This is a genomic window from Cupriavidus sp. 22TCCZM01-5, from assembly GCF_057798915.1.
The window spans coordinates 257,132-281,934 of sequence record NZ_JBYOJR010000004.1; the positions used below are offsets into that span (position 1 = coordinate 257,132).

25 protein-coding genes and 1 pseudogene are annotated in these 24,803 nt (G+C 66.0%); 7 read left to right on the forward strand and 19 right to left on the reverse strand.

Features of this window, described 5'->3' with window-relative positions; all coding sequences use genetic code 11:
• Positions 1 to 100: 100 nt before the first annotated feature.
• The gene (locus AC3FNH_RS06205) at positions 101 to 1,777 is read right to left on the reverse strand and encodes an L-lactate permease (RefSeq protein WP_276099833.1); all 1,677 of its coding nucleotides are present in this window, start codon (positions 1,775 to 1,777) and stop codon (positions 101 to 103) included.
• A 364-nt stretch (positions 1,778 to 2,141) separates the two neighbouring features.
• Here AC3FNH_RS06205 and AC3FNH_RS06210 point away from each other — a divergent pair, with 364 nt between their 5' ends.
• Positions 2,142 to 2,789 (forward strand): LysE family translocator, encoded by a 648-nt coding sequence (locus tag AC3FNH_RS06210; RefSeq protein WP_276099834.1) that lies wholly within the window; start codon positions 2,142 to 2,144, stop codon positions 2,787 to 2,789.
• A 20-nt stretch (positions 2,790 to 2,809) separates the two neighbouring features.
• Here AC3FNH_RS06210 and AC3FNH_RS06215 read toward each other — a convergent pair whose 3' ends face one another.
• The 8 genes and pseudogenes from AC3FNH_RS06215 to AC3FNH_RS06250 all read right to left on the reverse strand — a co-directional run bounded on the left by AC3FNH_RS06215 (position 2,810) and on the right by AC3FNH_RS06250 (position 7,956).
• On the reverse strand, positions 2,810 to 3,454 hold the full coding sequence (locus tag AC3FNH_RS06215; RefSeq protein ID WP_276099835.1) for a glutathione S-transferase family protein: 645 nt from the start codon (positions 3,452 to 3,454) through the stop codon (positions 2,810 to 2,812).
• Between the two features lie 34 nt (positions 3,455 to 3,488).
• Positions 3,489 to 4,679, reverse strand: coding sequence for an aminotransferase-like domain-containing protein (locus tag AC3FNH_RS06220; RefSeq protein ID WP_488719400.1), 1,191 nt, complete (start codon positions 4,677 to 4,679; stop codon positions 3,489 to 3,491).
• Positions 4,680 to 4,721: 42 nt separating this feature from the next.
• Complete coding sequence (locus tag AC3FNH_RS06225) at positions 4,722 to 5,051, reverse strand: DHCW motif cupin fold protein (RefSeq protein WP_011298500.1); 330 nt, start codon at positions 5,049 to 5,051, stop codon at positions 4,722 to 4,724.
• A 19-nt stretch (positions 5,052 to 5,070) separates the two neighbouring features.
• A complete protein-coding gene (locus AC3FNH_RS06230) occupies positions 5,071 to 5,526 on the reverse strand; it encodes a RidA family protein (protein WP_276099837.1) in 456 nt (151 codons plus the stop codon).
• An 11-nt stretch (positions 5,527 to 5,537) separates the two neighbouring features.
• Positions 5,538 to 5,792: pseudogene (locus AC3FNH_RS06235) on the reverse strand (EamA family transporter); the annotation flags it as partial.
• A gap of 88 nt (positions 5,793 to 5,880) precedes the next feature.
• A complete protein-coding gene (locus tag AC3FNH_RS06240; RefSeq protein WP_488719401.1) occupies positions 5,881 to 6,519 on the reverse strand; it encodes a LysE family translocator in 639 nt (212 codons plus the stop codon).
• 5 nt (positions 6,520 to 6,524) lie between these two features.
• Positions 6,525 to 7,238: an alanyl-tRNA editing protein gene (locus AC3FNH_RS06245; protein ID WP_276099839.1), complete on the reverse strand. Its 714-nt coding sequence runs from the start codon at positions 7,236 to 7,238 to the stop codon at positions 6,525 to 6,527.
• A gap of 40 nt (positions 7,239 to 7,278) precedes the next feature.
• Positions 7,279 to 7,956 (reverse strand): VOC family protein, encoded by a 678-nt coding sequence (locus AC3FNH_RS06250; RefSeq protein WP_488719402.1) that lies wholly within the window; start codon positions 7,954 to 7,956, stop codon positions 7,279 to 7,281.
• An 84-nt stretch (positions 7,957 to 8,040) separates the two neighbouring features.
• Here AC3FNH_RS06250 and AC3FNH_RS06255 point away from each other — a divergent pair, with 84 nt between their 5' ends.
• From AC3FNH_RS06255 to AC3FNH_RS06265, 3 genes are all read left to right on the forward strand, one after another.
• On the forward strand, positions 8,041 to 9,579 hold the full coding sequence (locus AC3FNH_RS06255; RefSeq protein WP_488719403.1) for an aminotransferase-like domain-containing protein: 1,539 nt from the start codon (positions 8,041 to 8,043) through the stop codon (positions 9,577 to 9,579).
• Between the two features lie 105 nt (positions 9,580 to 9,684).
• Positions 9,685 to 11,586, forward strand: a complete 1,902-nt coding sequence (gene htpG / locus AC3FNH_RS06260) for a molecular chaperone HtpG (RefSeq protein ID WP_488719404.1) — start codon at positions 9,685 to 9,687, stop codon at positions 11,584 to 11,586.
• A gap of 72 nt (positions 11,587 to 11,658) precedes the next feature.
• On the forward strand, positions 11,659 to 12,162 hold the full coding sequence (locus tag AC3FNH_RS06265) for a DNA-deoxyinosine glycosylase (protein ID WP_276099843.1): 504 nt from the start codon (positions 11,659 to 11,661) through the stop codon (positions 12,160 to 12,162).
• A 10-nt stretch (positions 12,163 to 12,172) separates the two neighbouring features.
• Here the strand turns inward: AC3FNH_RS06265 and AC3FNH_RS06270 are convergent, their stop codons facing one another.
• From AC3FNH_RS06270 to AC3FNH_RS06285, 4 genes are all read right to left on the reverse strand, one after another.
• Positions 12,173 to 12,544 (reverse strand): type II toxin-antitoxin system VapC family toxin, encoded by a 372-nt coding sequence (locus AC3FNH_RS06270; RefSeq protein WP_488719405.1) that lies wholly within the window; start codon positions 12,542 to 12,544, stop codon positions 12,173 to 12,175.
• Entirely contained in the window at positions 12,541 to 12,738 is a 198-nt protein-coding gene (locus tag AC3FNH_RS06275; RefSeq protein ID WP_276099845.1) for a type II toxin-antitoxin system VapB family antitoxin, read from the reverse strand. The genes AC3FNH_RS06270 and AC3FNH_RS06275 overlap by 4 nt, the downstream gene beginning before the upstream one ends.
• Before the next feature lie 152 nt (positions 12,739 to 12,890).
• Complete coding sequence (locus AC3FNH_RS06280) at positions 12,891 to 13,973, reverse strand: SRPBCC domain-containing protein (protein ID WP_488719406.1); 1,083 nt, start codon at positions 13,971 to 13,973, stop codon at positions 12,891 to 12,893.
• Positions 13,970 to 14,338: an ArsR/SmtB family transcription factor gene (locus tag AC3FNH_RS06285; protein WP_488719418.1), complete on the reverse strand. Its 369-nt coding sequence runs from the start codon at positions 14,336 to 14,338 to the stop codon at positions 13,970 to 13,972. Before AC3FNH_RS06285 ends, AC3FNH_RS06280 begins: the two co-directional genes overlap by 4 nt.
• A 171-nt stretch (positions 14,339 to 14,509) precedes the next feature.
• Between AC3FNH_RS06285 and AC3FNH_RS06290 the strand changes: the two genes are divergently transcribed.
• Both AC3FNH_RS06290 and AC3FNH_RS06295 read left to right on the forward strand, forming a co-directional pair.
• Entirely contained in the window at positions 14,510 to 15,652 is a 1,143-nt protein-coding gene (locus AC3FNH_RS06290; protein WP_488719407.1) for a PLP-dependent cysteine synthase family protein, read from the forward strand.
• Positions 15,653 to 15,720: 68 nt separating this feature from the next.
• Positions 15,721 to 16,593, forward strand: coding sequence for a class I SAM-dependent methyltransferase (locus AC3FNH_RS06295; RefSeq protein WP_488719408.1), 873 nt, complete (start codon positions 15,721 to 15,723; stop codon positions 16,591 to 16,593).
• A 47-nt stretch (positions 16,594 to 16,640) separates the two neighbouring features.
• Here AC3FNH_RS06295 and AC3FNH_RS06300 read toward each other — a convergent pair whose 3' ends face one another.
• Complete coding sequence (locus AC3FNH_RS06300; protein WP_488719409.1) at positions 16,641 to 18,257, reverse strand: ABC transporter substrate-binding protein; 1,617 nt, start codon at positions 18,255 to 18,257, stop codon at positions 16,641 to 16,643.
• 162 nt (positions 18,258 to 18,419) lie between these two features.
• Between AC3FNH_RS06300 and trmB the strand changes: the two genes are divergently transcribed.
• Positions 18,420 to 19,097, forward strand: coding sequence for a tRNA (guanine(46)-N(7))-methyltransferase TrmB (gene trmB, locus AC3FNH_RS06305; RefSeq protein ID WP_488719410.1), 678 nt, complete (start codon positions 18,420 to 18,422; stop codon positions 19,095 to 19,097).
• Positions 19,098 to 19,166: 69 nt separating this feature from the next.
• On the opposite strand, the gene AC3FNH_RS06310 is transcribed toward trmB, so the two are convergent.
• The 5 genes from AC3FNH_RS06310 to AC3FNH_RS06330 form a co-directional block, all read right to left on the reverse strand.
• On the reverse strand, positions 19,167 to 20,369 hold the full coding sequence (locus AC3FNH_RS06310) for a DUF2863 family protein (RefSeq protein WP_276099852.1): 1,203 nt from the start codon (positions 20,367 to 20,369) through the stop codon (positions 19,167 to 19,169).
• Between the two features lie 103 nt (positions 20,370 to 20,472).
• A complete protein-coding gene (locus AC3FNH_RS06315; protein WP_276099853.1) occupies positions 20,473 to 20,613 on the reverse strand; it encodes a hypothetical protein in 141 nt (46 codons plus the stop codon).
• Between the two features lie 228 nt (positions 20,614 to 20,841).
• Positions 20,842 to 23,547: an aconitate hydratase AcnA gene (acnA, locus tag AC3FNH_RS06320; protein ID WP_488719411.1), complete on the reverse strand. Its 2,706-nt coding sequence runs from the start codon at positions 23,545 to 23,547 to the stop codon at positions 20,842 to 20,844.
• Positions 23,548 to 23,795: 248 nt separating this feature from the next.
• Positions 23,796 to 24,329, reverse strand: a complete 534-nt coding sequence (locus AC3FNH_RS06325; RefSeq protein ID WP_488719412.1) for a hypothetical protein — start codon at positions 24,327 to 24,329, stop codon at positions 23,796 to 23,798.
• Between the two features lie 215 nt (positions 24,330 to 24,544).
• A partial coding sequence (locus AC3FNH_RS06330) for a citrate/2-methylcitrate synthase (RefSeq protein WP_488719413.1) occupies positions 24,545 to 24,803 on the reverse strand: 259 nt, incomplete at its 5' end.

Below are 24,803 nucleotides of genomic sequence, written 5' to 3' on the forward strand. Positions count from 1 at the left end.
ACATGATACGCCCCAAAACAAACAGCCCCGCCGGGGCGGGGCTGCAAGGGGCAGGCGAATCAGCCGGCGAATCGGCTGCCGGGTTTGCGGCCTGGCCAGGTCAGTGGATGACCATCTGCGTGAACGGATGCACGTAGGCCTGCAGCGTCACGAAGATGCCGACCAGGATCGCCAGCGCGATCGAATGGAAGAACACGTAGCGCAGGATGTCGCCTTCATGGCCGTACCACTTGGTGGCGGTGGAGGCCACCACGATGGACTGCGCGTCGATCATCTTGCCCATCACGCCGCCCGAGCTGTTGGCCGCGGACATCAGCACCGGCGACAGGCCAAGCTGCTCGGCGGTGGTCTTCTGCAGGCCGCCGAACAGCACGTTGGAGGCGGTGTCCGAGCCCGTCAGCGCCACCCCCAGCCAGCCCAGCATGGTGCCGAACAGCGGGTAGAGCACGCCGGTCTGCGCGAACGCCAGGCCCAGCGTGGCGTCCAGGCCCGAGTAGCGGGTCAGGTAGCCGATGCCGAACATGGCGCTGATGGTCAGCAGCGAGTACTTGGTCAGCTTGATGGTTTCCCAGTACTCCTTGATCATGCGCGGCACGGAATAGCCCATCACCAGGCCGCCCACGATTGCCGAGACCAGGATCCCCGTGCCGGCCATCGACAGCACGTTGAAGGCGAATATGGCAGGCTCGGCGATCTCCTTGGGCGTCACCGGCGGATGCTTGAGTACCGCCTTGTCCAGGCCAGGGATCGGGAATTTCCACTGCCAGACGGCATCCATGAACTTCTTGAACTCGGGGATGCCCCAGACAAACACGAACACCGTCAGGATGATCCAGGGCACCCAGGCCTTGGCCACCGAGATGCCGGCCGATGCGGCGGTGGCCCGGGCGTCGGCTTCGAGCGCTTCGGGGTGGTCCACCTTGGATTCGTCGTGGCGGCCCAGGATCTTGGTGGTGGTCCAGATTTCCTTCGGATGCCAGATCTTCAGGAACAGCGTCAGCGCACCCAGCGAGATCAGGGCCGAGATCACGTCGACCAGCCACGGACCGTGGTAGTTCGACACCAGGAACTGCGGGACGGCGAAGCTCACGCCTGCGACCAGGATCGCCGGCCAGATCGCGAGCATGCCGCGGAAGCCGGCAAAGGCCCAGATCAGCCAGAACGGCACCAGCACGGAGAAGAACGGCAGCTGGCGGCCGATCATGGCCGACAGCGTGACCTGGTCGATGCCGGTCACCGAAGACAGGCCGATGATCGGCGCACCGAGCGCGCCGAAGGCCACCGGCGCGGTGTTGGCGATCAGGGCCAGGCCCGACGCGGCCAGCGGCGAGAAGCCCAGGCCGATCAGGATGGCGCCGGTCACGGCCACGGGCGTGCCGAAGCCGGCGGCGCCCTCGAAGAACGCGCCGAAGCTGAAGGCCACCATCAGCAGTTGCAGGCGGCGGTCCTCGGTCACGCCGGAGATCGAGGTCTGCAATACCTTGAAGGAGCCGTTCAGCGTGGTGAGCCGGTGCAGGAAGATGATGTTGAGGACGATCCACCCGATCGGGAACAGGCCGGAGACAATGCCCAGTCCGGCCGCCTTGCCGGCCATGGCCGCAGGCATGCCGAAGACCGCCGAAGCCACGACGACACCCACCACCAATGCCAGGCCGGCGGCCAGGTGCGCCTGCATGTGAAAGAAGGCCAGCGCTGCCAGCAGCACGGCTACGGGGATGCCCGCGGCAATGGTCGACAGCGCCATATTGCCTAGCGGGTCATAGACTTGACTCCACACGATTGAAATCCTCCTCAGGTTTGGCTCGGGCAGCCCGGGCGATCTCCGTGCCCTTGGCTGCCGTTGTACATCGCGTACAGACGTGCGGCGTCAGCCGCACACGCGAGTCGAACAAGGATTGTAAGGATGGGCTCCCACCACGCCGCCTTAAATCCGGTCATGGCATACATGAACCGGATTCAGGGGTCAGGGTTTGCCTGGGGGCAGCATGGAGCATGTGCTGCCCAAAGCGCAGAGTACTCTAAACGGCGCCTCTTCGAAATGTATGCCAACCAGGGAATGACCATAATGTCAGCTTGGCAGCGGTGCGCGGTGTGCGTAGCCTGTCTGCCGAATGCCGATGGATCCGACAAAGGAAGACACCATGCCCGAGTTCCTTCCCCCGTGGCCGCTGCTTGGCGCCTTCGTGCTGGCCAGCCTGGCGCTGGCCGTGACGCCAGGCCCGGCGGTGGTCTATATCGTGACGCGTACGCTGGCGCAGGGCCGGCGTGCCGGGCTGGCGTCCGTGGGCGCCGTGGCGCTGGGCAATCTTGGTAATGCCGCGGGCGCCGCGCTCGGACTGGCCGTGCTGTTCTCGGTGTCGGCGCTCGCTTTTACCGTGGTGAAGTACGCGGGGGCGGCGTACCTGATCTGGCTGGGCATCCGTACCTTGCGCGCCGCGCCGGCAGTTGCCACGGATACGCCGCCGCCGGCGCGTCCGCTGCGCCAGGTATTGCGAGACGGCTTCGTGGTGGCCCTGCTGAATCCCAAGACCGCGATCTTCTTCGCCGCCTTCCTGCCGCAGTTCATGAACCCGGCCGGTTCTGCGCTGACGCAGAGCCTGGCGCTGGGCGTGGGCTTCGTGCTGATCGCGGCGACCACCGACGTCTGCTACGTGACCGCGGCGGCCGCCGTGATGCCGGCGCTGCGCCGTGCCGGCCGGGCGCGGGCGGCAGGCCGCTACCTGACGGCTGCAGCCTTCATCGGACTCGGGGTGTTCACGGCGGCGTCGGGCTCGCGCGCCGGCAAATAAGCGGGTCAGCCGCCGCGTGCTCAGCGCAGCGGCAGTTCCAGGATGCCTTCGGCGGCCGGGCGCGCGCGCATGGCCGCCAGCCAGCGCTCCAGCTCGGGGCGCGGTTCGTGGGCGACCGGCGTGCCCATCCAGCGATGGGCGGCGCAGGCCAGCGAGATGTCCGCCATGGTGAAGCGGTCGCCGCCGATGAACTCGCGCCCGGCCAGGGCCTTGTCGAGCAGCGCGGCCAGCGGCTCGGTGCGTGCGCATGACGCGGCCACGGCGGCATCGTCGCGCTTCTCGGGTGCTACGCGCACCATGTTCAGGAAGGCGGTGACCATGGCCGGGCTGAAGGTGGTGGTCTGCCAGTCCATCCAGCGGTCGGCCGAGGCGCGCGCCTTGACGTCTTCCGGCCACAGCGTGCCCTCGCCATACCGCGCGCACAGGTAGCGCACGATGGCATTGGATTCCCACAGCACGAAGGGCTCGCCGCCCACGTCCGTGCCGCGGAAGTCCTCGATCACGGGGATCTGGCGGTTGGGGTTGAGGCGGACATAGGCTTCGGTGTCCAGGTCGCCCTGGTTGACGCCGATGTCCACGCGCTCATGGTCCAGGTGCAGCTCGCGCGCGCACCAGACCACCTTCTGTACATTGATCGACGACAGTCGACCCCAGATCCGCAGCATGAAGATTCTCCCCCTGATCTTTTGCGGTTGTTTTTCAGGCCACGCGGGCCTGCGGCGCCGAGGCGATGGCTTCGCGGAACAGCTTGCCCAGGATCGCCACGCCTTGTTCAATGCGCTCGGGCGGCACGGTGACGAACGCCAGGCGCAGCGTGTTGCGCTGCGGGTTGCTGGCATAGAAGGGCGCGCCCGGCACGTAGGCGACGTTGCGCTTCACCGCTTCCTCCAGGATCGCCATGCTGTCCAGCCCCAACCCTTGAGGCAACTGCACCCAGATGAACATCCCGCCCTCGGGCTGGTTCCAGCTTACGCCTTCGGGCATGTGGCGCGCCAGCGCGTCGAGCATGACCTGGCACTGCTTGCCGTACAGCGCGCGGATGGTCGGGATGTGGCGATCGAGCAACCCGTCGCGCACGGTCTCGTAGGCCACGCGCTGGGTGAAGCTCGGCGTATGCAGGTCGGATGCCTGCTTGGCCTGGCACAGCTTGAAGTGCAGTGCCGGCGGCGCGATCACGAAGCCCAGGCGCAGGCCCGGCGCCAGGATCTTGGAGAACGAACCCATATAGATCACGCCGTCGGGGTTCATCGACAGCAGGGTCGGGAGCTGGTCGCCGGTGTAGCTCAGTTCGCCATAGGGATCGTCTTCGACCAGCAGCACGCCGAACTCCTTGGCGCGCGCCACCAGGGCCTGGCGGCGTTCCAGCGGCAGGCGGCGGCCGGTCGGGTTCTGGAAGTTGGGCAGGGCGTACAGGAAGCGCGCGCCGGCGGTCAGCTCGGCGGTCAGCGCTTCAGGCTGCAGGCCCTTGTCGTCAGTGGGCACGGAGGTGAATTCCGGCTCGAACAGCGAGAACGCCTGCAGCGCGCCGAGGTAGCTCGGCGTTTCCACCAGCACCTTGCTGCCCGGATCGATCAGCACCTTGGCAATCAGGTCCAGCGCCTGCTGCGAGCCGGTGGTGATCAGCACGCGCTCCACGGCCACGTTGTGGCGCCTGGCGATGAATTCGCGCAGCGGCAGGTAGCCTTCGGTGGCCGCGTATTGCAGTGCGGCGGCCGGGTTGTCGGCAAATACACGGGCCGTCGCCGCCTCCATGGCCGCTACCGGGAAGGATGCCGGCGAGGGCAGTCCGCCGGCGAAGGAAATGACTTCCGGACGCTCGGTCACCTTCAGGATTTCGCGGATGGCCGAGCTGGTCAGTTGCTGCGCCCGGCGGGAGATGGCCCATTGCATGATATTTCTCTTTTGTCTGGGGAGAACCGCCTCGCGGGCGGTTCAGTCAACGATGAATAGTCTGGCCCCGGTCGGCGTGGACGATCGGTGCGGTTCCGCCTGGTCGGCGACCTGGTAGCTCGTGCCCGCGCGGAGCACGAACTGGCGGCCGTCTTCCAGTTCGGTATGCAGTTCGCCGTCCAGGACGAACAGGATATGGCCCTTGGTGCACCAGTGGTCCGCCAGGTAGCCGGCCGAGTACTCGACCATGCGCACCCGGATGTCGCCGAACTGGCGCGTGCGCCACAGCGCCTCGCCCCGTTCTCCGGGGTGGCGCGTGGGTTCGACCGCGGACCAGTCGGTGGTGCCGAAGGGCAGGTTGTCGATGCGCATCGCGGCAGCGGCAGTCCGTTCAGTTCACTTCGACGATCATTTCGATCTCGACGCAGGCGCCCAGCGGAATCTGCGCTACGCCGAACGCGCTGCGCGCGTGCTTGCCCTTGTCGCCGAAGACTTCGGCCAGGAACTCCGAGGCGCCGTTGGTCACCAGATGCTGCTCGGTGAATTCCTGCGTCGAGTTCACCAGGCTCATCACCTTGACGATGCGCGTGACGCGGTTCAGGTCGCCCACGTGCGCATGCAGCGTGGCCAGCAGGTCGATGGCGATGGAACGCGCGGCGGCCTTGCCGGATTCGGTGTCGATGTCCTTGCCGAGCTTGCCGGCCCATACCTTGCCGTCCTTGCGGGCGATATGGCCCGACAGGAACACGGTATTGCCGGTCTGCGCGGCCATGACATAGGCGGCAGCCGGGGCGCCGGCGGTGGGCAGTTCCACGCCAAGGCGTGCAAGGGTGTCATAGACGGACATGTGATCTCCTGTCAGTGAGTGCGTTCGGAAAGGATAGGGGGTGTTTGTGCTGCGGTTGTGGGGACCGTGGGGACGGCCTGTTGCACGGCGGCGCGGCGGACCAGTGCCACCACGGCGATCACGGCCACCGCGAAGGCGATGGTGGCGGGGTCAAGCGGCTCGGCCAGCAGCAGGGTGCCGCCCGCCAGCGCCAGAAACGGCTGCAGCAATTGTATCTGCCCGACACGCGCCACGACGCCTTTTGCCAGGCCCGCGTACCAGAAGCCGAGCAGCATGCCGCTGAAATGCGGCGGATGCGAAGCGGAGGGGAGCGTCTGCGCAGAAGTCATGGCAATGTTGGCGGTCATGGCCGGATCAGGCCGCCGCGGGGTGCACGCTTACGGCGATCCACGCGGCGGTGAGTGCCAGCGCCAGGCCCATGGCGCGGTTGAACCAGCGCACGCGCTTGCCCTGCATCAGCCATTGCCGCAACGAAGCGCCCAGCACGCCGTACACGCTGTTGCTGACGAAGCCGAAGATGCCGAAGGTCGTGCATACCAGCAGCACCCGTTGCGCGGGCGAGGGCGCACCGGCCATGTACGACGCCGCGGTGGCCAGCGCCATCATCCACGCCTTGATGTTGGCGTACTGCAGCACGGCTGACTGCCACACACTGAGCGGGCGCAGGACCTGTTTCTCCGCGAGCACGGTGCTGCGCGCGAGCCTGGCCGCCAGCCACAGCAGGTAGCCCACGCCGGCCATGTGCACGATGGTGGCCAGCGCCGGATTGCTCAGGATCAGCGCGCCGACGCCGACCGCGCACAACGCGAGGATGCTGGCAAAGCCGAAGGCCACGCCCACGCAATGGGGCAGCGTCGCGCGCAAGCCGAAATTGGCGCCGGTCACCGCGGCAATGGTGGTATTGGGCCCCGGTGTGAACGAACCCACCGCAAGCAAGGTGACGAGCGCCAGGAATTGCGCGGCCGAGAGGCCGGTCAAAAAATCTCCGGTCATGGCGCTCAGGCGAAATTGACGACCACGCGCCGGTTGGTGCGGCTCTTCTTCTCGATCTTGGTGACGGCCACGGTGCCGATCTCGCCGGTGTTGGCCACATGCGTGCCGCCGCACGGTTGGCGGTCCACGCCCGGGATCTCGACGATGCGGATGCTGCTGGTGCCGGCCGGCGGCGCGGCGCCGATGGTGCGTACCAGCTCGGGCTGCGCAGCCAGCTCCTGCGGCGTGATCAGCGTGATGCGCACCGCGGTGTTGGCACGGATCAGCGCATTGAGCTGTTCGGTCAGCTCGGCCTTGTCCAGCGTCGATTCGGGCAGGTCGAAGTCGATGCGCGCCGAGTCGGGCGAGATGCCGCAGCCCGTTACCGGCACCGGAATCAGCGAGCCAAGCAGGTGCAGGCAGGTGTGCAGGCGCATGAGCCGGTGGCGGCGTTGCCAGTCAATGGCTACCGTGACGCGCTCGCCCGGCCGCGGCAGCTGCGCCCCCGCCACGGGCACGTGCAGGATGCGGGCGCGGTCGTCGGCATAGACGGTGTCCGCGATCCCGATGGTGCGGCCATCCGCCAGGGTCAGCGTGGCCGTGTCGCCGGCCTGGCCGCCGCTGCGTGCATAGCAGACGGTCTCGTCGAGCTCGATGCCGGCCTCGCTCGCCGACAGCACGGTCGCGCTGCAATGGTCGAGGTAGGGATCGTCGTCGAAGCGTTTGCGCGTGGCGGTCATCGGTGAGTCTCCGTGGTCTTGTTCTTGTCGATGTTGGGGTCTAGCGCAGGGTACGGATGCCCTGCGGCGTTTCGATTTCTGCGATGAGCTGCGGCGGAGCGTCGCTTTGTTCCAGCGTCATCAGAGGCTCGCAGCCCAGCCACGCCAGGCCATGGCGCAGCAATTCGGCGTTCGGGTGCCGGCCGGTGAGCCGGCGCAGCGCCAGGTCCTGGCGCGGCAGGCTTGCGCCCGGATGAGCGGCCACGTCCCACTGGATCAGGCTCGGCAGCAGGCCGTCGCCAGCGCTGGCGGCTTCACCATGCCATGCCGGCAGGCTGCCGTCCTCGGGCACCGTGATGCGCCAGTGCAGGTCGCCGCGCTGCATGGCAATGACCGGCGCGATCCGGTCGGGATACTGCGCCTGCCAGCGCGTCAGGTCGGCGGGTCGGGTCACGCGTGCTGCCCAGTGGAGCAGGCAGGGGCCGCCCTCCAGGCGCGCGCGCACGCTGTCGCTGTCGAGCCCGAACCAGCGCGGGCGCCGCGGCGCAGGGGCGTCCGGGTCGATCGCGATCACTTCCAGGTACATCCCGCCAAAGAGCCCGAGCACGCGGTTGTGCGTGCCCATGGCCGCATGGGCGCCGCCACCGTGCGGGGCAGCGCCGAGCACGTCGGCGACGTATTCCGTGCCGGCATCGAGCGTCTGGGCGGCAATGACGAGGTGATCGAGGGCGAGCTTCATGTTGGCTTGATGGTAGACAAGGTAGTCGGTACAGTACCGGTACAGTTATGCGGATCGTATTCAGTACAGTTGCGGGAGCACTACATGGATGGCAGCCACCAGCAGGATTCCTCCGCCGCGCCCGAGCGCAAGGATAGCGAAGGCGGCGCACAGGACACGTCGGCGCGCCCGTTGCGGCTGGTCGTGCCGCCAGGCGCGGCCGGCAGCACCGAACGCATGCCGGACCCGGTGCCGTCGGCGCAGATGACGCTGGTCGAGCAACTGACCGAATGGGCCCGCATGCGCATCGACGAACGCGTGTTCCGCGCGGGCATGCGCATGCCGTCGATCCGCCAGCTGGCGCAGGAGAAGGGCATTTCGCGCTTTACCGTGGTGGAGGCCTATGAACGCCTGGTGGCGCTGGGCTACCTGGAATCGCGCCGCGGCTCGGGCTTCTACGTGCGCGAACGCGTGGCGCAGGCCTCGGCCGCGCCGGTGGCACCCGTGGCGGTGGCCGCGCGCAATATCGACGTGACCTGGCTGCTGCGCAGCATGTTCCATACCGCCGAGACCCACAAGGCGCCGGGGCTGGGGTTCCTGCCCAACGAATGGCTCGATGGCGAACTGATCGCCAGCGCGCTGCGCGGGCTGGGCCGCCAGCCCGGCAGCCATTTCCTGGCCAGCGGCACGCCGCAGGGCTTCCTGCCGCTGCGCCAGCAGCTGCGCACGCGGCTGGAGGAACTGGAGATCGGCGCCACGGCGGAGCAGATCGTGCTGACTTCGGGCATCACGCAGGCGCTGGACCTGATCGCGCGGCTCTACCTGCGCCCGGGCGACACCGTGCTGGTCGGCGACCCGGCCTGGTTCGTGATGTTCGGCCGCTTTGCCGCGCAGGGCGCGCAGGTGACCGGCGTGCCCTACACGGCCGAAGGCCCAGACCCGGAGGCGCTCGAGCGCATCGTCCAGGCGCACCGGCCGCGCCTGTTCGTCATCAACTCGGTGCTGCACAACCCGACCGGCACCTCGCTGTCGGCCGCCAAGGCGTTCCGGCTGCTGCAGATGGCCGAGCAGTACGATTTCCTGATCGTCGAGGACGACATCTACTGCGACCTGTGCCCGCCGGGCCACGCGGCGACACGGCTGGCCAGCCTGGACCAGCTGCGCCGCGTGATCTACCTGGGCAGCTTTTCCAAGACGCTGGCGGCGAACCTGCGCGTGGGCTTTGTCGCCGCGCACCCGGACCTGGCCGCGACGCTGACCGACAGCAAGCTGCTGGCCGGCCTGGCCACGCCGGAAATCAACGAGCGCGTGCTGTACAAGGTGCTGACCGAGGGCCACTACCGCAAGCACGTGGAGCGCGTGCGCGGCCGCCTCGACCGGGCGCGCGACGAAACCCGCCGCGAGCTGGAACGCCGCGGCCTGCGCCTGTTCCCCGGCCAGCATGCGGGCATGTACCTGTGGGCCGATACCGGCCGCGATACCAATGCCATCGCCACCGCGGGGCACGAGGAGGGCTACCTGTTCGCGCCCGGCAGCCTGTTTTCCCCGTCGCAGATGCCGTCGGGGTGGATGCGCTTCAATGTCGCCAGCAGCGGCGATCCCGACATGCTCGACTTCCTGTCCCGGCAACTGGACCGGCGCTGAACGGCAGGCCGGCCTTGAAATTGGCCGGAACCGGCCCTATTTCCGGGAGCATTGGCCCTGCGCCGACCCCAATTCCCTGATTTTCCGGATTCGAAAAGGAGAACCATGTCCGCACCGCACGAAACGATGAGCTTCCAGGCGGAAGTGAAGCAACTGCTGCACTTGATGATTCACTCGCTGTACAGCAACAAGGAAATTTTCCTGCGCGAGCTCATCTCGAATGCTTCCGACGCCACCGACAAGCTGCGCTTCGAGGCGATCGCGAACCCCTCGCTGCTCGAAAATGACGCCGACCTGGCCATCCGCATCGAAGCCGACGCCACCGCGCGCACGCTGAAGATCACCGACAACGGCATCGGCATGAGCCGCGACGAGGCCATCCGCAACCTGGGCACCATCGCGCGTTCGGGCACCAGGGAATTCTTCCAGCAGCTGTCCGGCGACCAGCAGAAGGACGCCGCGCTGATCGGCCAGTTCGGCGTGGGCTTTTACTCGGCCTTTATCGTGGCCGACAAGGTCACCGTCGAAACCCGCCGCGCGGGCGTGGCCGCCGACGAAGCCGTGCGCTGGGAAAGCGCAGGTGACGGCGAGTTCAGCGTCGACGCCATCACGCGCGCCGAGCGCGGCACCACCATCACGCTGCACCTGCGCGAAGGCGAGGACGATTTCCTCTCGGCCTGGCGCCTGAAGAGCATCATCCAGAAGTACTCGGACCATATCTCGCTGCCGATTCGCATGCCCAAGGAAGTGTGGGATGCCGATACCAGCGCGTACAAGCGCACCGACGAGTGGGAAAGCGTCAACCAGGCCAGCGCGCTGTGGACGCGCGCGAAGTCGGACATCACGGAAGAGCAGTACGCCGCGTTTTACCAGCACATCGCGCACGACAACGAGGCGCCGCTGGCCTGGACGCACAACCGCGTGGAAGGCCGCAGCGAATACACGCAGCTGCTCTACATCCCGTCGCGCGCGCCGTTCGACATGTGGGACCGCAACCACAAGCACGGCCTCAAGCTCTATGTGAAGCGCGTCTTCATCATGGACGACGCCGAGCAATTGCTGCCGTCGTACCTGCGCTGGGTCAAGGGCGTGATCGATTCCGCCGACCTGCCGCTGAACGTCTCGCGCGAACTGCTGCAGGAAAGCCGCGACGTCAAGGCGATCCGCGAAGGCAGCACCAAGCGCGTGCTGTCGATGCTGGAGGCGCTGGCCGACAGCGAGGAAGAAGCGGAGCGCACCAAGTACGCGACCTTCTGGCAGCAGTTCGGCCAGGCGCTGAAGGAAGGCATGGGCGAGGACCAGGCCAACCAGGAGCGCATTGCCAAGCTGCTGCGCTTCAGCTCGACGCACAACGACAACGCCGAGCAGACCGTGTCGCTGGCGGCCTATGTCGGCCGCATGAAGGAAGGGCAGGACAAGGTCTACTACGTGACGGCCGATACCTGGGCCGCCGCGAAGAACAGTCCCCACCTCGAAGTCTTCCGCAAGAAGGGCATCGAAGTGCTGCTGCTGACCGACCGCGTCGACGAGTGGATGCTGTCGTTCCTGCGTGAGTTCGATGGCAAGGAACTGGTTTCGGTGGCCCGTGGCGACCTCGACCTGGGCACGCTTGCCGACGAGGCTGAAAAGGCCGAGCAGGAGAAGGCCGAGACCGAATGGAAGGATGTTGTCGCTCGCGCCAAGACCGTGCTCGAAGGCAAGGCCAAGGACGTGCGCGTAACGCTGCGGCTGACCGAATCGGCGTCGTGCCTGGTCTCGGACGAAGGCGACATGAGCGGCTACCTGCAGCGCCTGCTGAAACAGGCTGGCCAAAAGGCGCCGGACGCACAGCCGATCCTGGAACTCAATCCCGAGCACGCGCTGGTGAAGAAGCTGCGCGACCTGCCGGAGGGTGATGGCTTCAATGACCGCCTGCTGGTGCTGTTTGATCAGGCACTGCTGGCTGAAGGGGGCATGCTCGATGATCCGACTGCCTACGTGCAGCGTGTGAACAAGCTGCTGGCCTGAATGCAGGCGTGAGCAAGAGGGCCGGGTGACCGGCCCTTTTGCTTCCGGCTGCGGATACAACCATAACGACTCATGACGCTGAAGCGCTGCTTTCCTCCAGTGGTCGACGCCGAGACGCGCGTATTGGTTCTCGGCAGCCTGCCGGGCGAGGCGTCATTGGCGCAAGTTCAGTATTACGCCCACAAGCAGAACCAATTTTGGCGCTTGGTCGGCGACATTCTTGGCGAAGACCTGGTTCACATGGACTACGCTGCGCGGTTGCAAACGCTTCTGGCGCGTCACGTTGGTCTATGGGACGTCGTGGCTGAAGCCAAGCGCGAGGGTAGCTTGGACAGCAACATTCGCAGTCATGCGGGAAATGATTTGGTGGGATTGATCGAATCGCTGCCGAAGCTGAGTGTGATTGCGTTCAATGGGGGTACGGCTGAGCGTATTGGCTTGAAGGCTCTCGGGCGGTATGGCGGCAACCATCGCATTCTCAGGCTTCCTTCAAGTAGTCCTGCCCATACTATGCCGTACCCGGAAAAACTGCATGCCTGGCGGGAGCTGCGGGCATGGTTGGTCAAGGCTGGCTGACGCCCCTCGACTAATGCTCAAGCATTGCGCCCAAGTTGAGTTCGTCGGCAACCCTCTTCAATCGCTTGTCGCGAGTCCAGATGGTGGCGCCGGGATGCAGACGTGCGGATGCCAGCAGCGATGTATCGACATAGCCGATCCCACGATTGAATAATCCTTCTCGTTCGATCAGGTAGAACGTCTCTTCTGGCGTTGCAATCGGGGCCCGGGGCAGATCGAGCAAGGCACCGAGCACAACTTCCCGGTTGCGCAGACTGCCCAGCGATATCTCGCCAATCACGAATGGATGAGCCAGGACACGCTCCTCGACAAGCAGACTGACCAGCAAAGGATCGGACGCATTAATGTGGTCGATCCAGACCGAGGTGTCGACAAGAATCATTCGACGTCCTGCCGGCGACGCGGCACCCCCTGTATGCCGGGTTGGCTACCGCCAAGATTCGCGAGCCGCCTCGCGGCCTCACGTTGGATCAAGGCTTTGAGCGCTTCGCGCACAAGCGCCGACTTTTCCTCCAAGCCCGTATAGGCTTGAGCCTTGGCGATCAATTCGTCATCAAGAGCGATGGTGGTACGCATGGACGGCTCCACAAGTGGAGCATCTATATTAGCATCGTTTGATGCCTTATTTCGTGCATTGCTCTCTGGTGCATCGGTTGGAGCCAAGTTGGCGGTGTCGCCTCTTCAATGGAGATAGAGGCCCCCTTATAGGAGCCTCTGCTCTCGAACGGTCAGCCGAGATCCGGTTGCGTGGCCGCGTAGCTCGGCCGCGCGCGCATGACCGCATGAGCACGCCGGATGTTCGGCCGTGCCTCCAGCATCGCGGCGCTTTCCGGGAATCGCCCCAGATACTCGACGATCGGTGCGAAGAACAGGTCGGCCATCGACAACGCATTGCCGACCAGGAAATCGCGCCCGTCGTAGGCCTGCTCGAGGGCGTCAAGATTGCGCGCGATATCGGGCAGGGCCCCCTCGATGGTGGCGCGATCGGGCTTGCCGTCCGGGCCCTTCGGGAATACGTACTGCAGCACATAGCGGCGCACCATCGCATCGTAGGCGTGGCAGTTGATCAGGCTGATCCACTGCTCGCAGCGTGCGCGCGCAGTAGGGCCGGTTTGCGGAATCAGGTTCGGGCCGCCAAAGACCTCGTTGAGGTAGCTCAGGATGGCGCGCGTTTCATAGAACTCGATCGGACCGTCGGCGAATGCCGGAATGCGGCCGAACGGGTTGTGGGCCAGCAGTTCGTCGCTGTGCGGCGCAACCGGCTTGAGCGTGTAGCGCACGCCTTTTTCTTCGAGCGCCAGGCGCACGGTGCGAACGTAGGTGCTGCGCGCGTCGCCGTAGACGGTCAGCGTGCCGGCGCTGCCTTCGGCATCCAGATAGTCGCTGAGGTTGTTGAAGACGGATTGCCAGCCGCTCTCGTGCGAATCGCGCGTGGCGGCATCGGGGAAGCCGCTATGGCGCATGTGCAGGTGGGTACCGCCATCCTTGTCGGTCAGCGTGATCTCGATCAGCGTGCGTACGCCGGCGGGTAGTTCGCTGCCTTCCCATTGCCACGTATAGGCCAGGAAGTTGGCGCGATCGATTGCCTGATACTCGCCCCCGACAATGTGCTGTTCGCCGTCCTTCGCTCCCATCACCAGCCGATAGCGGCCGCCCACGCGCGCATCCGCGCTGGCTTCCCGCACCTGCATGCCACGCGGGCAATGCCAGGCGGCCAGGGCGGCCTGGTCGGTGAATGCATCAAACACCCGCTCGCGCGGCGCGCGGATCTGGCGGGTCATCTCCAGGTGAAACGTTGCAGCTTCAGTCATGACTTGATCCCCTTTTTCGAATGGGTGACAGCGGTCTCGCTTTGCGTTTGCTCGACAAAGGCCACCAGCCTGTCGAGATTGCCTTCCCAAAGCCGGCGATAGGTCTCCAGCCAGCCGTGCGCATCGCGCATGGCGCCAGGGCGCAAATGGCAGATGCGCCAGCGTGCGTCGATCTCCCGCTCGATCAGTCCCGCCTCCGCCAGCACACGCAGATGCCGGGAGATGGCCGGACCGGAGATATCGAACGGGCGCGCCAGTTCGCTGACCGGGGCGTCGCCCTCGGACAGCCGCGCCAGGATCGCGCGGCGCGTCGGGTCGGCCAGGGCGGCAAAGATGGTGGAGAGCGGGTCGCTGGTGTTCGGCATGTTGTCATTTAACGTGTTGGTTAAATGAACATCAAGGGCTGTTACAACTCGCATGTGCCATGCCGGTCGTGGCTGCGGGTCTCGGCACTCCTGTACGATGGCGGCACGCCCCACCGCCCCGGCCTCTGAGCAGACCGGGCCTGTCACTCGCAGTATTGCCGGGGAAGCGCCATGCCGCATTCAGACTGGACCCACGAAGCGATCCACAGGATCGAGGCCGATTTCAACCGGTCTTCCGACACCCACCTCATTCCCCTGGACTTGCCCGGCTATCCGGACATCCGCTTCTACTTCAAGGACGAATCCAGCCACCCGACCGGCAGCCTCAAGCACCGGCTCGCGCGGTCGCTGTTCCTGTATGCGTTGTGCAACGGATGGCTGCATGCCGGCAGCACGGTGGTGGAGGCCTCCAGCGGCTCGACCGCGATTTCCGAGGCCTATTTCGCGCGTCTGCTGGGCCTGCCGTTCGTGGCGGTGATCCCGGCCGGCACCTCGCGCGCGAAGGTGGAGGCCATCGAGTTCTACGGCGGGCGTTGCCACCTGGTCGACAATCCGTCCGAGATCTACACCGAGTCGCACCGCATCGCGCGGGAATCGGGCGGGCATTTCATGGACCAGTTCACTTACGCCGAACGCGCGACGGACTGGCGCGCCAACAACAATATCGCCGAGTCCATCTTCAAGCAGATGGCGCAGGAGGTGCATCCGGTGCCGGCCTGGGTCGTGGCGAGCGGCGGCACCGGCGGCACCGTCGCCACGCTGGGGCGCTACGTGGCCTACCGGCGGCACCAGACGCGTATCCTGTGCGCCGATCCGGAGAACTCAGTGTTCTTCGATTACTTCTGCGGCTGTCTGGCGGGGAAGCCAGATCAGGCGCTGACACTCGAGACGGGCTCGCGCATCGAAGGCATCGGACGCCCGCGCGTGGAGCGGTCTTTCATTCCGACCTGCGTCGACGCCATGCTCAAGGTGCCCGACGCACTGTCGTTTGCCGCCATGCGCTATCTGGCGCAGCGGTTCGGACGCCGTGTGGGCGGCTCGACCGGCACCAACTTCGTTGGCGTGCTGTACCTCGCGCAGCGCATGCGCGCGGCCGGGCAGGCCGGCGCGATCGTGACCCTGCTGTGCGACAGCGGCGAACGGTACGCGACGACCTATTATGACGACGACTGGTATCAGGAGCAGCGCATCCACGTGGATGCCGGGGACGTCCTGATCGGCCGCGCCGTCAATGGCGAACCGGTGCTGACGCCGCAGACCGTGGACGGGCTGGCGGCCGCGGGTGCCGGTATTCCCGGCGGCGCCGGACAATGATCGCGCGGGTTTCTGTCACAATCGCGGCTTTCCTGCGCTGGCTGCTGGCCTGCCCGAACAAGCAAGACATGACCCTACTGAAACGCAAATCGATCGAGGCCGTCGCCTCGCGCCGCCCCGCGCGCGGCATCCGTACCCGCGGCGAACGCCCGGCCCGGGAAGAAAAGCGCATGACGCCGCGCTTTGCACCGGTGACTTTTTCTGAGCTGGACGGCGTCCGCTACCTGCACTTCGGCACCGAGTGGGTACAGGGCGCGATGCGCCTGCGCAAGCCCGATGCCATCGAACTCGAATACGCCCAGCAGATGATGGCCTGGCTGCTGTTCCTGTCGCCGTCGGCGCCGGACTTCCACGTGGTGCAGCTCGGGCTGGGCGCGGCGGCGCTGACCAAGTTCAGCCACCGGCACTTCGCGCGGGCCCGCGTGACCGCGGTGGAGCTGAATCCGGCGGTCATCATTGCCGGCCGCAGCATGTTCGGCCTGCGCGAGGACGACGCGCGCCTCAACGTGCGCGAGCAGGATGCCTGGGACTATGTGATGGACGCCACCAGCACGGACTCGGTCGACGCATTGCAGGTGGACCTGTACGACGCCACGGCGCGCGGCCCGGTGCTTGACACCACCGCCTTCTACCGCGCCTGCCGCCGTACCCTGAGGTCGCCGGGCGTGATGACCATTAACCTGTTCGGCGACCACGACAGCTTCCCGAAGAACATCGAACGCATCTGCGATGCCTTCGACAACCGCGTGCTGGTGTTCCCGGAAGTCCATGACGGCAACGTCATCGCGCTGGCCTTCAACGGGCCGGCTATCGACGTGTCGTGGGAAACGCTGGAAGCCCGCGCCGACGTGGTGGAAAAAGGCACCGGGCTGCCCGCGCGCGACTGGGTGAACAAGCTGCGCGCTGCCAATGCGCGCCAGGAAGAGAAGCTGGTGATTTGATGCACTGGCCTGATGCCCGGCGCACGGCTCCGGGCATCAGCGGGCCGTCACTCCTTATGGAAGAACTGCGCGAGCGACCACTCGTCGGTGCGCGCTTCGTACTTCAGGCCCTTCTTCATCGCCCACATGGCCAGCTGGCTGTGCGACGGAATGATCGCATGATCGTCCAGCGCGAATTTCGCGGCGGCCTTTGCGTTTTCCTCGCGTGCCTTGTCGCTGCTTACCGTGGTGAGCGACTTTTCGATCAGCTTGTCCAGCTGTGGGTTGCTGTACTTGCCCCAGTTCCAGGTGCCGTAACCGGTCTTGGCGTCAGGCGTGCCGGTGATCGAGCGCAGCGCCACGTCGGCGGCGGCGGAGCCCCAGCCAAGCATCTCGAACGAGAAATCGCCCTGGCGCGCGCGCGTGAAGTACACGGCCACGGGCATGGTTTCCACCTTGGCCTGGATGCCCACGCGCGTCAGCATGCTGGCCGTGGCCTGCGCGACGGCGGCATCGTTCAGGTAGCGGTTGTTGGTCGCATGCAGCGTCAGCCCGAAGCCGTTCGGATAGCCGGCGGCGGCCAGCAGCTTCTTTGCGCCTTCCGGGTCGAAGGCCTCGGGTTTGGTTCCCGGGTGCCCGAAGATCTGTGGCGACACCAGTGACGATGCCGGCACTGCCAGGCCCTCCATGATGCGGCTGACGATGGCGTCGCGGTTGATCGCCTTGGCGATGGCGGCGCGCACGCGCGCGTCCTTGAACGGGTTCTTGCCCAGCGGCTTGCCGGCCTTGTCGGTGACGTACGGCGGGTTGTCGCGCGACTGGTCCATCTGCCAGAAGATGGTGCGCCATGACACGGTCTGCTCGATGCGGAACTTCGGGTTCTGCTTCAGCTTGGCCACGTCGGCGGCGGGCACGCTTTCGATGACGTCCACATCGCCGGCCAGCAGGGCGGCGGAGCGCGCACCGTTGTCGGTGATGATGCGGAAGACCGCGCGGTCCCATTCCGGCTTGGGGCCCCAGTAGTCGGGATTGCGCGCCATCACGATTTCCTGGCCGCGCGCGAAGCGCACGAACTTGAACGGGCCGGTGCCGATCATGGCCTTGCCCGAATCGAACTCGGCCTGCGTCAGCGTGGCGGCCACCTTCTTCGGCATGATCGGCACGCTGTTCAGGTCATTGGCGAGGTTGGCGTAGTTCGGCACGTTCATGGTCAAGCGCACCGTGAGGGCGTCGGGCGTGTCGATGCGTGCGATCGGCTTGGTGTAGCTCGTGAACGAGCCGGGGCTGTTGACCAGCTTCTCGGGCCGCTCCAGCGAGGCCTTGACGTCCGCACTCGTGAACGGCGAGCCGTCGTGCCATTTCACATTCGGGCGCAGCTTGATTTCCCAGGTGGTCGGGTTGAGCGGTTTCCAGGACAGCGCGAGCCCCGGGATGTAGCGCGCGTTCTTGTCCATGAACACCAGCGACTCGAAGATATGCAGCGCAATCGCGTTGTTCGGGCCGGCGTTGTTCCATTGCGGGTCCATGGATGTGACGTCGGCCGCCAGGCCTATGCGCAAGTCTTCGGCGCGCGCGTTGCCGGTGGGCGACAACGCGAAGACAGCGCCACACCATAGCGCGGCGCCTGCGGTGCGCAACGCGGCGCGCGTGGAGCGGGTGGTAGTGGAAGGATGGCGGAAAGGCATGGCGCTAGGCTCCTCATGCTGGCCCGGGCGACCGCGGGCGAGGAGGGCGCGCGGCCATGGGCCGTTGTCAGGCACGTTATCAGGCAATTTGCCCGCATTGTGCAGGCAAAACGACATCCATGCAGGCTTTCCGGGCAGGCGTGTGTGACCGGCACCGTTAAAATGTCTGCCATGTTTGCCAATTCCCCCACCATTGTTTCGGCACAGTCCGATGTACACGAACACCTCGCGGCACGCGTGGCGCGCCATCTTGCCGAGCCGTTTCGCAAGCCGATCGGCGAGGTGAGCCGGCGCGCGCTGGACCAGGCGCTGGCGCGCTGGCGGCAGGCCGGCGACGTGCCGCTGATCCTCGACGCCGGCTGCGGCGTGGGCGAAAGCACGCTCCGGCTCGCCACGGCATTTCCGGATCATTTCGTGATTGGCGTGGACCAGTCGGAGAAGCGCCTGGGCGCGGGCAAGGACTGGTGGGGCGATGCCCCCATGCCCGGCAACTTTTGCTGGGCGCGCGCCGACCTTGTCGACGTGTGGCGCCTGCTGCAGGATGATCGCGTGCCCGTGGCGCGACACTATGTGCTCTATCCGAACCCCTGGCCGAAGATCGGGCACCTCGGGCGGCGCTGGCAAGGGCATGCCGTGTTCCCCGCGCTGGCAGCCTGTGGCGATTATCTGGAGTGCCGCAGCAACTGGAAGGTCTACATCGACGAGTTCGTGACTGCCCTGGGCATGGTCGGTCGTTCGTCAGTGACCGAGGCGTGGCAGCCCGAAACAGCGATGACGCCGTTCGAGCGCAAGTACGGGGCGTCGGGCCACAGCCTGTGGCGCTGCGTGACGCAGCGCTAGCCACAAAGCACAACGGCCCGCAGTGCGGGCCGTTGCATTGGCGGAGGCGAGGCGCACAGGCCTCCCGCGTTAGTGGAACAGCGGCTGCTGCGTCGGGGCATCCTCGGGCAGCTCGGCGTGGACGATCTCGCCGTTGCGGTCCGCATAGAGAGGCGTGCCGCAATCTTCGCAATATTCCGGATCGAACAGCGCGGCGTGGCGGAAGATGTCCTCGACGCCGGCATTGCGCAGCTCCTCGCAGATCTGCTCGAGAGGGTTGCCCTTTTCGTCGGCATCCACTTCGCCGGCTTCGCGGCCATAGACCGGCCAGACGATCCCGTAGATCACATCCTTTTCGCCGCGCATGGTGAAGCCGACACGGTACTCTTCCACCACTTCCTCGCCGAACGCCGCCACCACCGCCGCGAGTTGGCCGGCGGGAACGTCCAGCGTGCCGCTCAGGTAATTCACGGCCGCGCGCACGGTCAGCGGGCGGATGCTCTTGTCGGATTCGCGGCAGGACAGGAAGAACGCGTCCGGCAGCAGCAGCTCGAATTCGCAGCCCGGCAGCAGCAGGGCCACCGTGGCCTGCACCTGGCTGCGCCACTGTTCGAGGCAGGTCGAGCGCTCGGCATGGTGCTCCTTGGCATCCTCCTGCCAGCGGAACAGCGCCTGCTCGTGCGGTGCGACCACCACGGCCAGCAGGTAGCGCGGATCGGCCAGGATCGGCGCCGTTTCCGGCAGGTCGCGCAGGTCCACCTTGGGTACGGCAGCGCTCAGCGCGGCGGCCGCGAGCTTTTGCGTCAGCGCGAAGGTGTCGCTGTGCGTGCGCGGCAGCTGGTCGATGCTGTACAGATACGGCGACAGTGCGACCTTGGTGCCCGTGGCCAGCACGTGCGCCTGCAGGTGCACGGCGAGGGTCTGCGCCAGGTCCGGCTTCAGCGAGCCGGACGGAATCGCGTAGCGCGTATGCGCGAGGATGGGGGCGGCTACCAGCAGGGCATCATAGCGCACGCCGTCGACTTCCAGCGTGGCCGATTCGGCCAGCGTCTCGGCCTGCTCGGCCAGGACGTCGGAGGCGTCAGCATTGTGCTTGAACAGGTGTTCGAGCGCCGCGTCCAGCGCGGTCTGGCTGCCGTTCTTCAGCAGCCGGCCCAGGCGTTGCGAGAGCCGCCGTTCCCAGTACGCGTCCTCCATGCGGCTGCCCGATGCGTCGAGGGCGAGCGCATCGGCCACCAGTCGCTCGGCATCGGGCGAAAGACGCGGGGAAGCCTTGGGGCGAAAACCTGCCATATAGAGAAACCATCCGTTTTTTCGTAAAACGGTATTCTACTCGCTGCGTTGACAGGAATGACGCCAGTCCGGCCCGACTGGCAGGTATGTCCTGCCGGCAGCCTTATTTTTGCTCGGCGGCAGCCGGAGCGTGGATTTCGGTGCCGTGCTGCTCGCCGCCCATCGACACCTCGCCGCCGCCCTTGCTGAGCAGGTAGAAGGCGGCGCCGGCGAGGACGACGAACGCGATGATGATCTTGACCATGGTGTCTCCTGGAGGGGTGGTCTGGGGGACGATGGCCTGGATGGCTGTCCTCCGGGCGTTGAACGCCGTTCTTGTGAGGACAGTGTGGCAGCGCTGGCTTGCGTGGAACTTACACGCTGGCAGGCCGAAAAGTGACGGATCTAGCGCGTCTTGCACCAGTGAAAACCGCCCGCCATCCCCGGCACGGGGCCGGGGCGTGGCGGGCGGTGGCGTCAGTGCGCGGGCTGGTCAGGCAGCCAGGAGCTGGCGCAGCACGAACGGCAGGATGCCGCCGTGGTTGTAGTAGTCGACTTCGATCGGCGTGTCGATGCGCAGCAGCACGGGCACGCGCTGCACGTCGCCATTGGTGCGCCGGATCACCAGCACCACGTCCTGCTGCGGCTTGAGATCCCCTTCGACGCCTTCGATGTCGAAGGTTTCGTCGCCCGTGATGCCCAGCGTCTGCGGGCTGTCGCTGCCCTTGAACTGCAGCGGCAGAACGCCCATGCCGACCAGGTTCGAGCGGTGGATGCGCTCGAAGCTGCGCGCGATCACGGCCTTCACGCCGAGCAGCTGCGTGCCCTTGGCCGCCCAGTCGCGCGACGAGCCGGTGCCGTATTCCTCGCCGCCGAACACCACCGTGGGCGTGCCCTCGGCGATGTACTTCATGGCGGCGTCGTAGATCGACATTTCCTCGCCGCTCGGCTGGTGGATGGTCAGGCCGCCTTCCACGCGCGAGCCGTCGGCCTTGGGCGGGATCATCAGGTTCTTGATGCGCACATTGGCGAAGGTGCCGCGCATCATCACCTCATGGTTGCCGCGGCGCGAGCCGTAGCTGTTGAAGTCGGCCTTCAGCACGCCGTGCGAGAGCAGGTACTTGCCGGCGGGCGAGGTGTCCTTGATCGAGCCGGCCGGGGAAATATGGTCGGTCGTCACGGAATCGCCGAAGATGCCGAGGGCCCGCGCGCCGCGCACGCTGGCGCTCGCGCCGGACGGCTCCAGGCTGAAGTCCTGGAAGAAGGGTGGCTCGGCGATATACGTCGATTCGGGCCAGTCGTAGACCTGGCCCTTGGTGCCCTTGATCGCGCCCCACAGCTTGCTCGGCTTCTTGACCTGCTCGTAGTTGCCCTTGAAGGTCTTGGCGTCCATCGCGAACTTCATCAGCGCGTGGATTTCCTCCGAGCTCGGCCAGATGTCGCCAAGCCAGATGTCCTTGCCGCCCTTGCCCTTGCCGACCGGTTCGGTCATCAGGTCGCGCGTGACGTTGCCGGCGATGGCATAGGCCACAACCAGCGGCGGCGAGGCCAGGAAGTTGGCGCGGATGTTCGGGTGGATGCGGGCCTCGAAATTGCGGTTGCCCGACAGCACCGCGGCCGCGACCAGGTCGTTCTTGACGATGGCCTCGTTCAGCTCGGGCGTCAGGTCCCCGGCGTTGCCGATGCACGTGGTGCAGCCGTAGGCAGTCACGCCGAAGCCGAGCTTTTCCAGGTACGGCAGCAGCCCGGCGGCCGTCAGGTATTCGGTAACCACGCGGCTTCCGGGCGCCAGCGAGGTCTTGATGTGCGGCGCCACCGTGAGCCCGGCTTCCACGGCCTTCTTGGCCAGCAGGCCGGCGCCCAGCAGCACGCTGGGGTTCGAGGTGTTGGTGCAGGAGGTGATGGCCGCGATCAGCACGTCGCCGTTCTTCACGTCGATGCCGTCGGCGGTCTGATACGTGCGGTCCAGCTCGGCCGGCGCCTTGTTGAAGCCGTTCTCGGCCACGGGCTTGCTGAACAGCGAGCTGAACGTGCTCTTGACGTTGCCGATCTCGATGCGGTCCTGCGGACGCTTCGGGCCAGCCAGCGACGGGGCCACCGTGCCAAGGTCCAGCTTGACCACCTTGCTGAAGTCGATCTCGCCAGTCTTGGGGATGCCGAACATGTTCTGCGCGCGGAAATAGCCTTCGAATGCGGCGATTTCCTCTTCGGTGCGGCCGGTGCCCTTGAAATAGTCGATGGTCTTTTCGTCCACCGGGAAGAAGCCCATGGTGGCGCCATACTCGGGCGCCATGTTGCCGATGGTGGCGCGGTCCGGCAGTGCCAGGCTGGCCGTGCCTTCGCCAAAGAACTCGACGAACTTGCCGACCACCTTTTCCTTGCGCAGCATCTCGGTGATGGTCAGCACCAGGTCGGTCGCGGTCACGCCTTCGCGCAGGCGCCCGGTCAGTTCCACGCCCACCACGTCGGGGGTCAGGAAGTACACGGGCTGGCCGAGCATGCCGGCTTCCGCCTCGATGCCGCCCACGCCCCAGCCCACCACGCCGATGCCATTGATCATGGTGGTGTGGCTGTCGGTGCCGACCAGGGTGTCGGGATAGTACACGCCGTCCTTCTTGTGGACGCCGCGTGCCAGGTATTCCAGATTGACCTGGTGCACGATGCCGAAGCCCGGCTGCACCACGCCAAAGGTGTCAAAGGCCTGCATGCCCCATTTCATGAACTGGTAGCGCTCGTTGTTGCGCTGGAATTCCAGTTGCATGTTCAGGTCCAGCGCCTTCTTCTCGCGGAAGTGGTCGACCTGCACCGAGTGGTCGACGACCAGGTCCACCGGCACCAGCGGCTCGATCTGCTTGGGATTCCTGCCCATCTTCTCGGCCACATTGCGCATCGCGGCCAGGTCGGCCAGCAGCGGCACGCCGGTGAAGTCCTGCAGGACGACACGGGCCACCACAAACGGAATCTCGTCGACGCGGTCCGCATTCGGCTTCCAGTTGGCAAGCTGGCGGACATGTTCCTCGGTCACCTTCTTGCCGTCGCAGTTGCGCAGCACGGACTCGAGCACCACGCGGATCGACACTGGCAGGCGTTCGACCGCCACGCCCAGTTCCTTGCCCAGCTGGGGCAGGGAATAAAACTGGCCCTTGCCTGAAGAGCCGATCTTGAATTCTTGTAGCGTCTTATTGAGGTTGTGGGGCATTGCCATACTCCAGTCGAGGAATGAATGCGGTGGCATTGACTCGGACCTGACCCCGGCGAGCGCCGTCACGGCGATCACCGCGGTCCGATATCGGTTGCGACTGATACTCTAACCGCCGCGAACGCTGCCCGCCAGCGCCTGGCCGGCGAGCGCCGCGTTCGCGCAATGACTGCCATGCCGGCAACCATCCCCCGCCGGCATGGCGCCCGGGCCCGGCCCGGATCGGGCAGGGTCGGGAGCCGCCGGATTTACTGCTTCGGCGCAGCCGACTGCTGGGTTGCGTCGGGCTGTTGCTGCTGCGGCGGCGCCGCCAGCAGCGGCGCGGTCACCGGCGCGCGCAGGCCGCCGGCCTGGGTCGGTGCGGCACCGCCGGCCTGCATGTCGGCGTTCTGGCATTCGTCGGCCAGGCGCTGGCCCAGGTTCTTGTTGAACAGCATGGCCTTGCTCGGAATCACCACCAGGTCCAGGCCGGAGCGGGCGTCGAAATAGCGGTCGGCACCGGTCACGGTGGACTGGCGCGGCAGCTTGTAGTCGCGGCCCTGCCAGTGGACGGACAGGACTTCATCGCGCTGCATATTGCCCGAGATGTAGAGGACATTGCCGAGTTCGCACTGCCATTTCTCACCGGTCGGCGTCACGGCGGCGGCCGGGGCCGCCTTGCTGCTCTTCTTGGCGGGTGCCTTCTTGGTGGTGGTCTTGTGGGCCGGTTCCTGGGCCATCACGGTGCCGGCGGTGCCGAGGGTGAACGCGCCGATGCACGCTGCGAGGATGAGCTTCTTCATAGGAATAACCTTTCAGAGTGTGTGTCTTTTGTGGTCTGGCGCGCCCCGGTGGAGTCCGGGGCGCTGGCGAGAGTCCGCCGCTATTCTCTACGATTTGCGAGACAGGGCAAGCAGGCTGGTGTTTCGTTACATAATCGGGCCCAAGTTCCGGGAATGTGACGGACGCGAGCCTCACATGACCTTTACTTTTGCTTGCCCTTCACTTTCGCTTGCCTTTACTTTCGCTTCCCGATCGGGACGAACTTCAGATTTTCGGGCCCGGTGTAGTTGGCGCTCGGGCGGATGATCTTGTTGTCGATGCGCTGCTCGATGACGTGCGCGGCCCAGCCGGAGGTACGCGCGATCACGAACAGCGGCGTAAACATCGCGGTCGGCACGCCCATCATGTGATAGCTCACGGCGCTGAACCAGTCCAGGTTCGGGAACATCTTCTTGATGTCCCACATCACCGTTTCCAGGCGCTCGGCGATGTCG

Excerpts from the sequence above, each read along its gene's own strand:
- AC3FNH_RS06295 (WP_488719408.1), top strand. The coding sequence starts at position 15,721 with ATGACCCTACTGAAACGCAAATCGATCGAGGCCGTCGCCTCGCGCCGC.
- trmB (WP_488719410.1), top strand. The coding sequence starts at position 18,420 with ATGTCTGCCATGTTTGCCAATTCCCCCACCATTGTTTCGGCACAGTCC.
- AC3FNH_RS06240 (WP_488719401.1), bottom strand. The coding sequence starts at position 6,519 with ATGACCGGAGATTTTTTGACCGGCCTCTCGGCCGCGCAATTCCTGGCG.
- AC3FNH_RS06250 (WP_488719402.1), bottom strand. The coding sequence starts at position 7,956 with ATGAAGCTCGCCCTCGATCACCTCGTCATTGCCGCCCAGACGCTCGAT.
- AC3FNH_RS06230 (WP_276099837.1), bottom strand. The coding sequence starts at position 5,526 with ATGTCCGTCTATGACACCCTTGCACGCCTTGGCGTGGAACTGCCCACC.
- htpG (WP_488719404.1), top strand. The coding sequence starts at position 9,685 with ATGTCCGCACCGCACGAAACGATGAGCTTCCAGGCGGAAGTGAAGCAA.
- AC3FNH_RS06210 (WP_276099834.1), top strand. The coding sequence starts at position 2,142 with ATGCCCGAGTTCCTTCCCCCGTGGCCGCTGCTTGGCGCCTTCGTGCTG.
- AC3FNH_RS06310 (WP_276099852.1), bottom strand. The coding sequence starts at position 20,369 with ATGGCAGGTTTTCGCCCCAAGGCTTCCCCGCGTCTTTCGCCCGATGCC.
- AC3FNH_RS06290 (WP_488719407.1), top strand. The coding sequence starts at position 14,510 with ATGCCGCATTCAGACTGGACCCACGAAGCGATCCACAGGATCGAGGCC.
- acnA (WP_488719411.1), bottom strand. The coding sequence starts at position 23,547 with ATGCCCCACAACCTCAATAAGACGCTACAAGAATTCAAGATCGGCTCT.
- AC3FNH_RS06225 (WP_011298500.1), bottom strand. The coding sequence starts at position 5,051 with ATGCGCATCGACAACCTGCCCTTCGGCACCACCGACTGGTCCGCGGTC.
- AC3FNH_RS06220 (WP_488719400.1), bottom strand. The coding sequence starts at position 4,679 with ATGCAATGGGCCATCTCCCGCCGGGCGCAGCAACTGACCAGCTCGGCC.
- AC3FNH_RS06270 (WP_488719405.1), bottom strand. The coding sequence starts at position 12,544 with ATGATTCTTGTCGACACCTCGGTCTGGATCGACCACATTAATGCGTCC.
- AC3FNH_RS06215 (WP_276099835.1), bottom strand. The coding sequence starts at position 3,454 with ATGCTGCGGATCTGGGGTCGACTGTCGTCGATCAATGTACAGAAGGTG.
- AC3FNH_RS06245 (WP_276099839.1), bottom strand. The coding sequence starts at position 7,238 with ATGACCGCCACGCGCAAACGCTTCGACGACGATCCCTACCTCGACCAT.
- AC3FNH_RS06255 (WP_488719403.1), top strand. The coding sequence starts at position 8,041 with ATGGATGGCAGCCACCAGCAGGATTCCTCCGCCGCGCCCGAGCGCAAG.
- AC3FNH_RS06325 (WP_488719412.1), bottom strand. The coding sequence starts at position 24,329 with ATGAAGAAGCTCATCCTCGCAGCGTGCATCGGCGCGTTCACCCTCGGC.
- AC3FNH_RS06285 (WP_488719418.1), bottom strand. The coding sequence starts at position 14,338 with ATGCCGAACACCAGCGACCCGCTCTCCACCATCTTTGCCGCCCTGGCC.
- AC3FNH_RS06265 (WP_276099843.1), top strand. The coding sequence starts at position 11,659 with ATGACGCTGAAGCGCTGCTTTCCTCCAGTGGTCGACGCCGAGACGCGC.
- AC3FNH_RS06300 (WP_488719409.1), bottom strand. The coding sequence starts at position 18,257 with ATGCCTTTCCGCCATCCTTCCACTACCACCCGCTCCACGCGCGCCGCG.
- AC3FNH_RS06275 (WP_276099845.1), bottom strand. The coding sequence starts at position 12,738 with ATGCGTACCACCATCGCTCTTGATGACGAATTGATCGCCAAGGCTCAA.
- AC3FNH_RS06315 (WP_276099853.1), bottom strand. The coding sequence starts at position 20,613 with ATGGTCAAGATCATCATCGCGTTCGTCGTCCTCGCCGGCGCCGCCTTC.
- AC3FNH_RS06280 (WP_488719406.1), bottom strand. The coding sequence starts at position 13,973 with ATGACTGAAGCTGCAACGTTTCACCTGGAGATGACCCGCCAGATCCGC.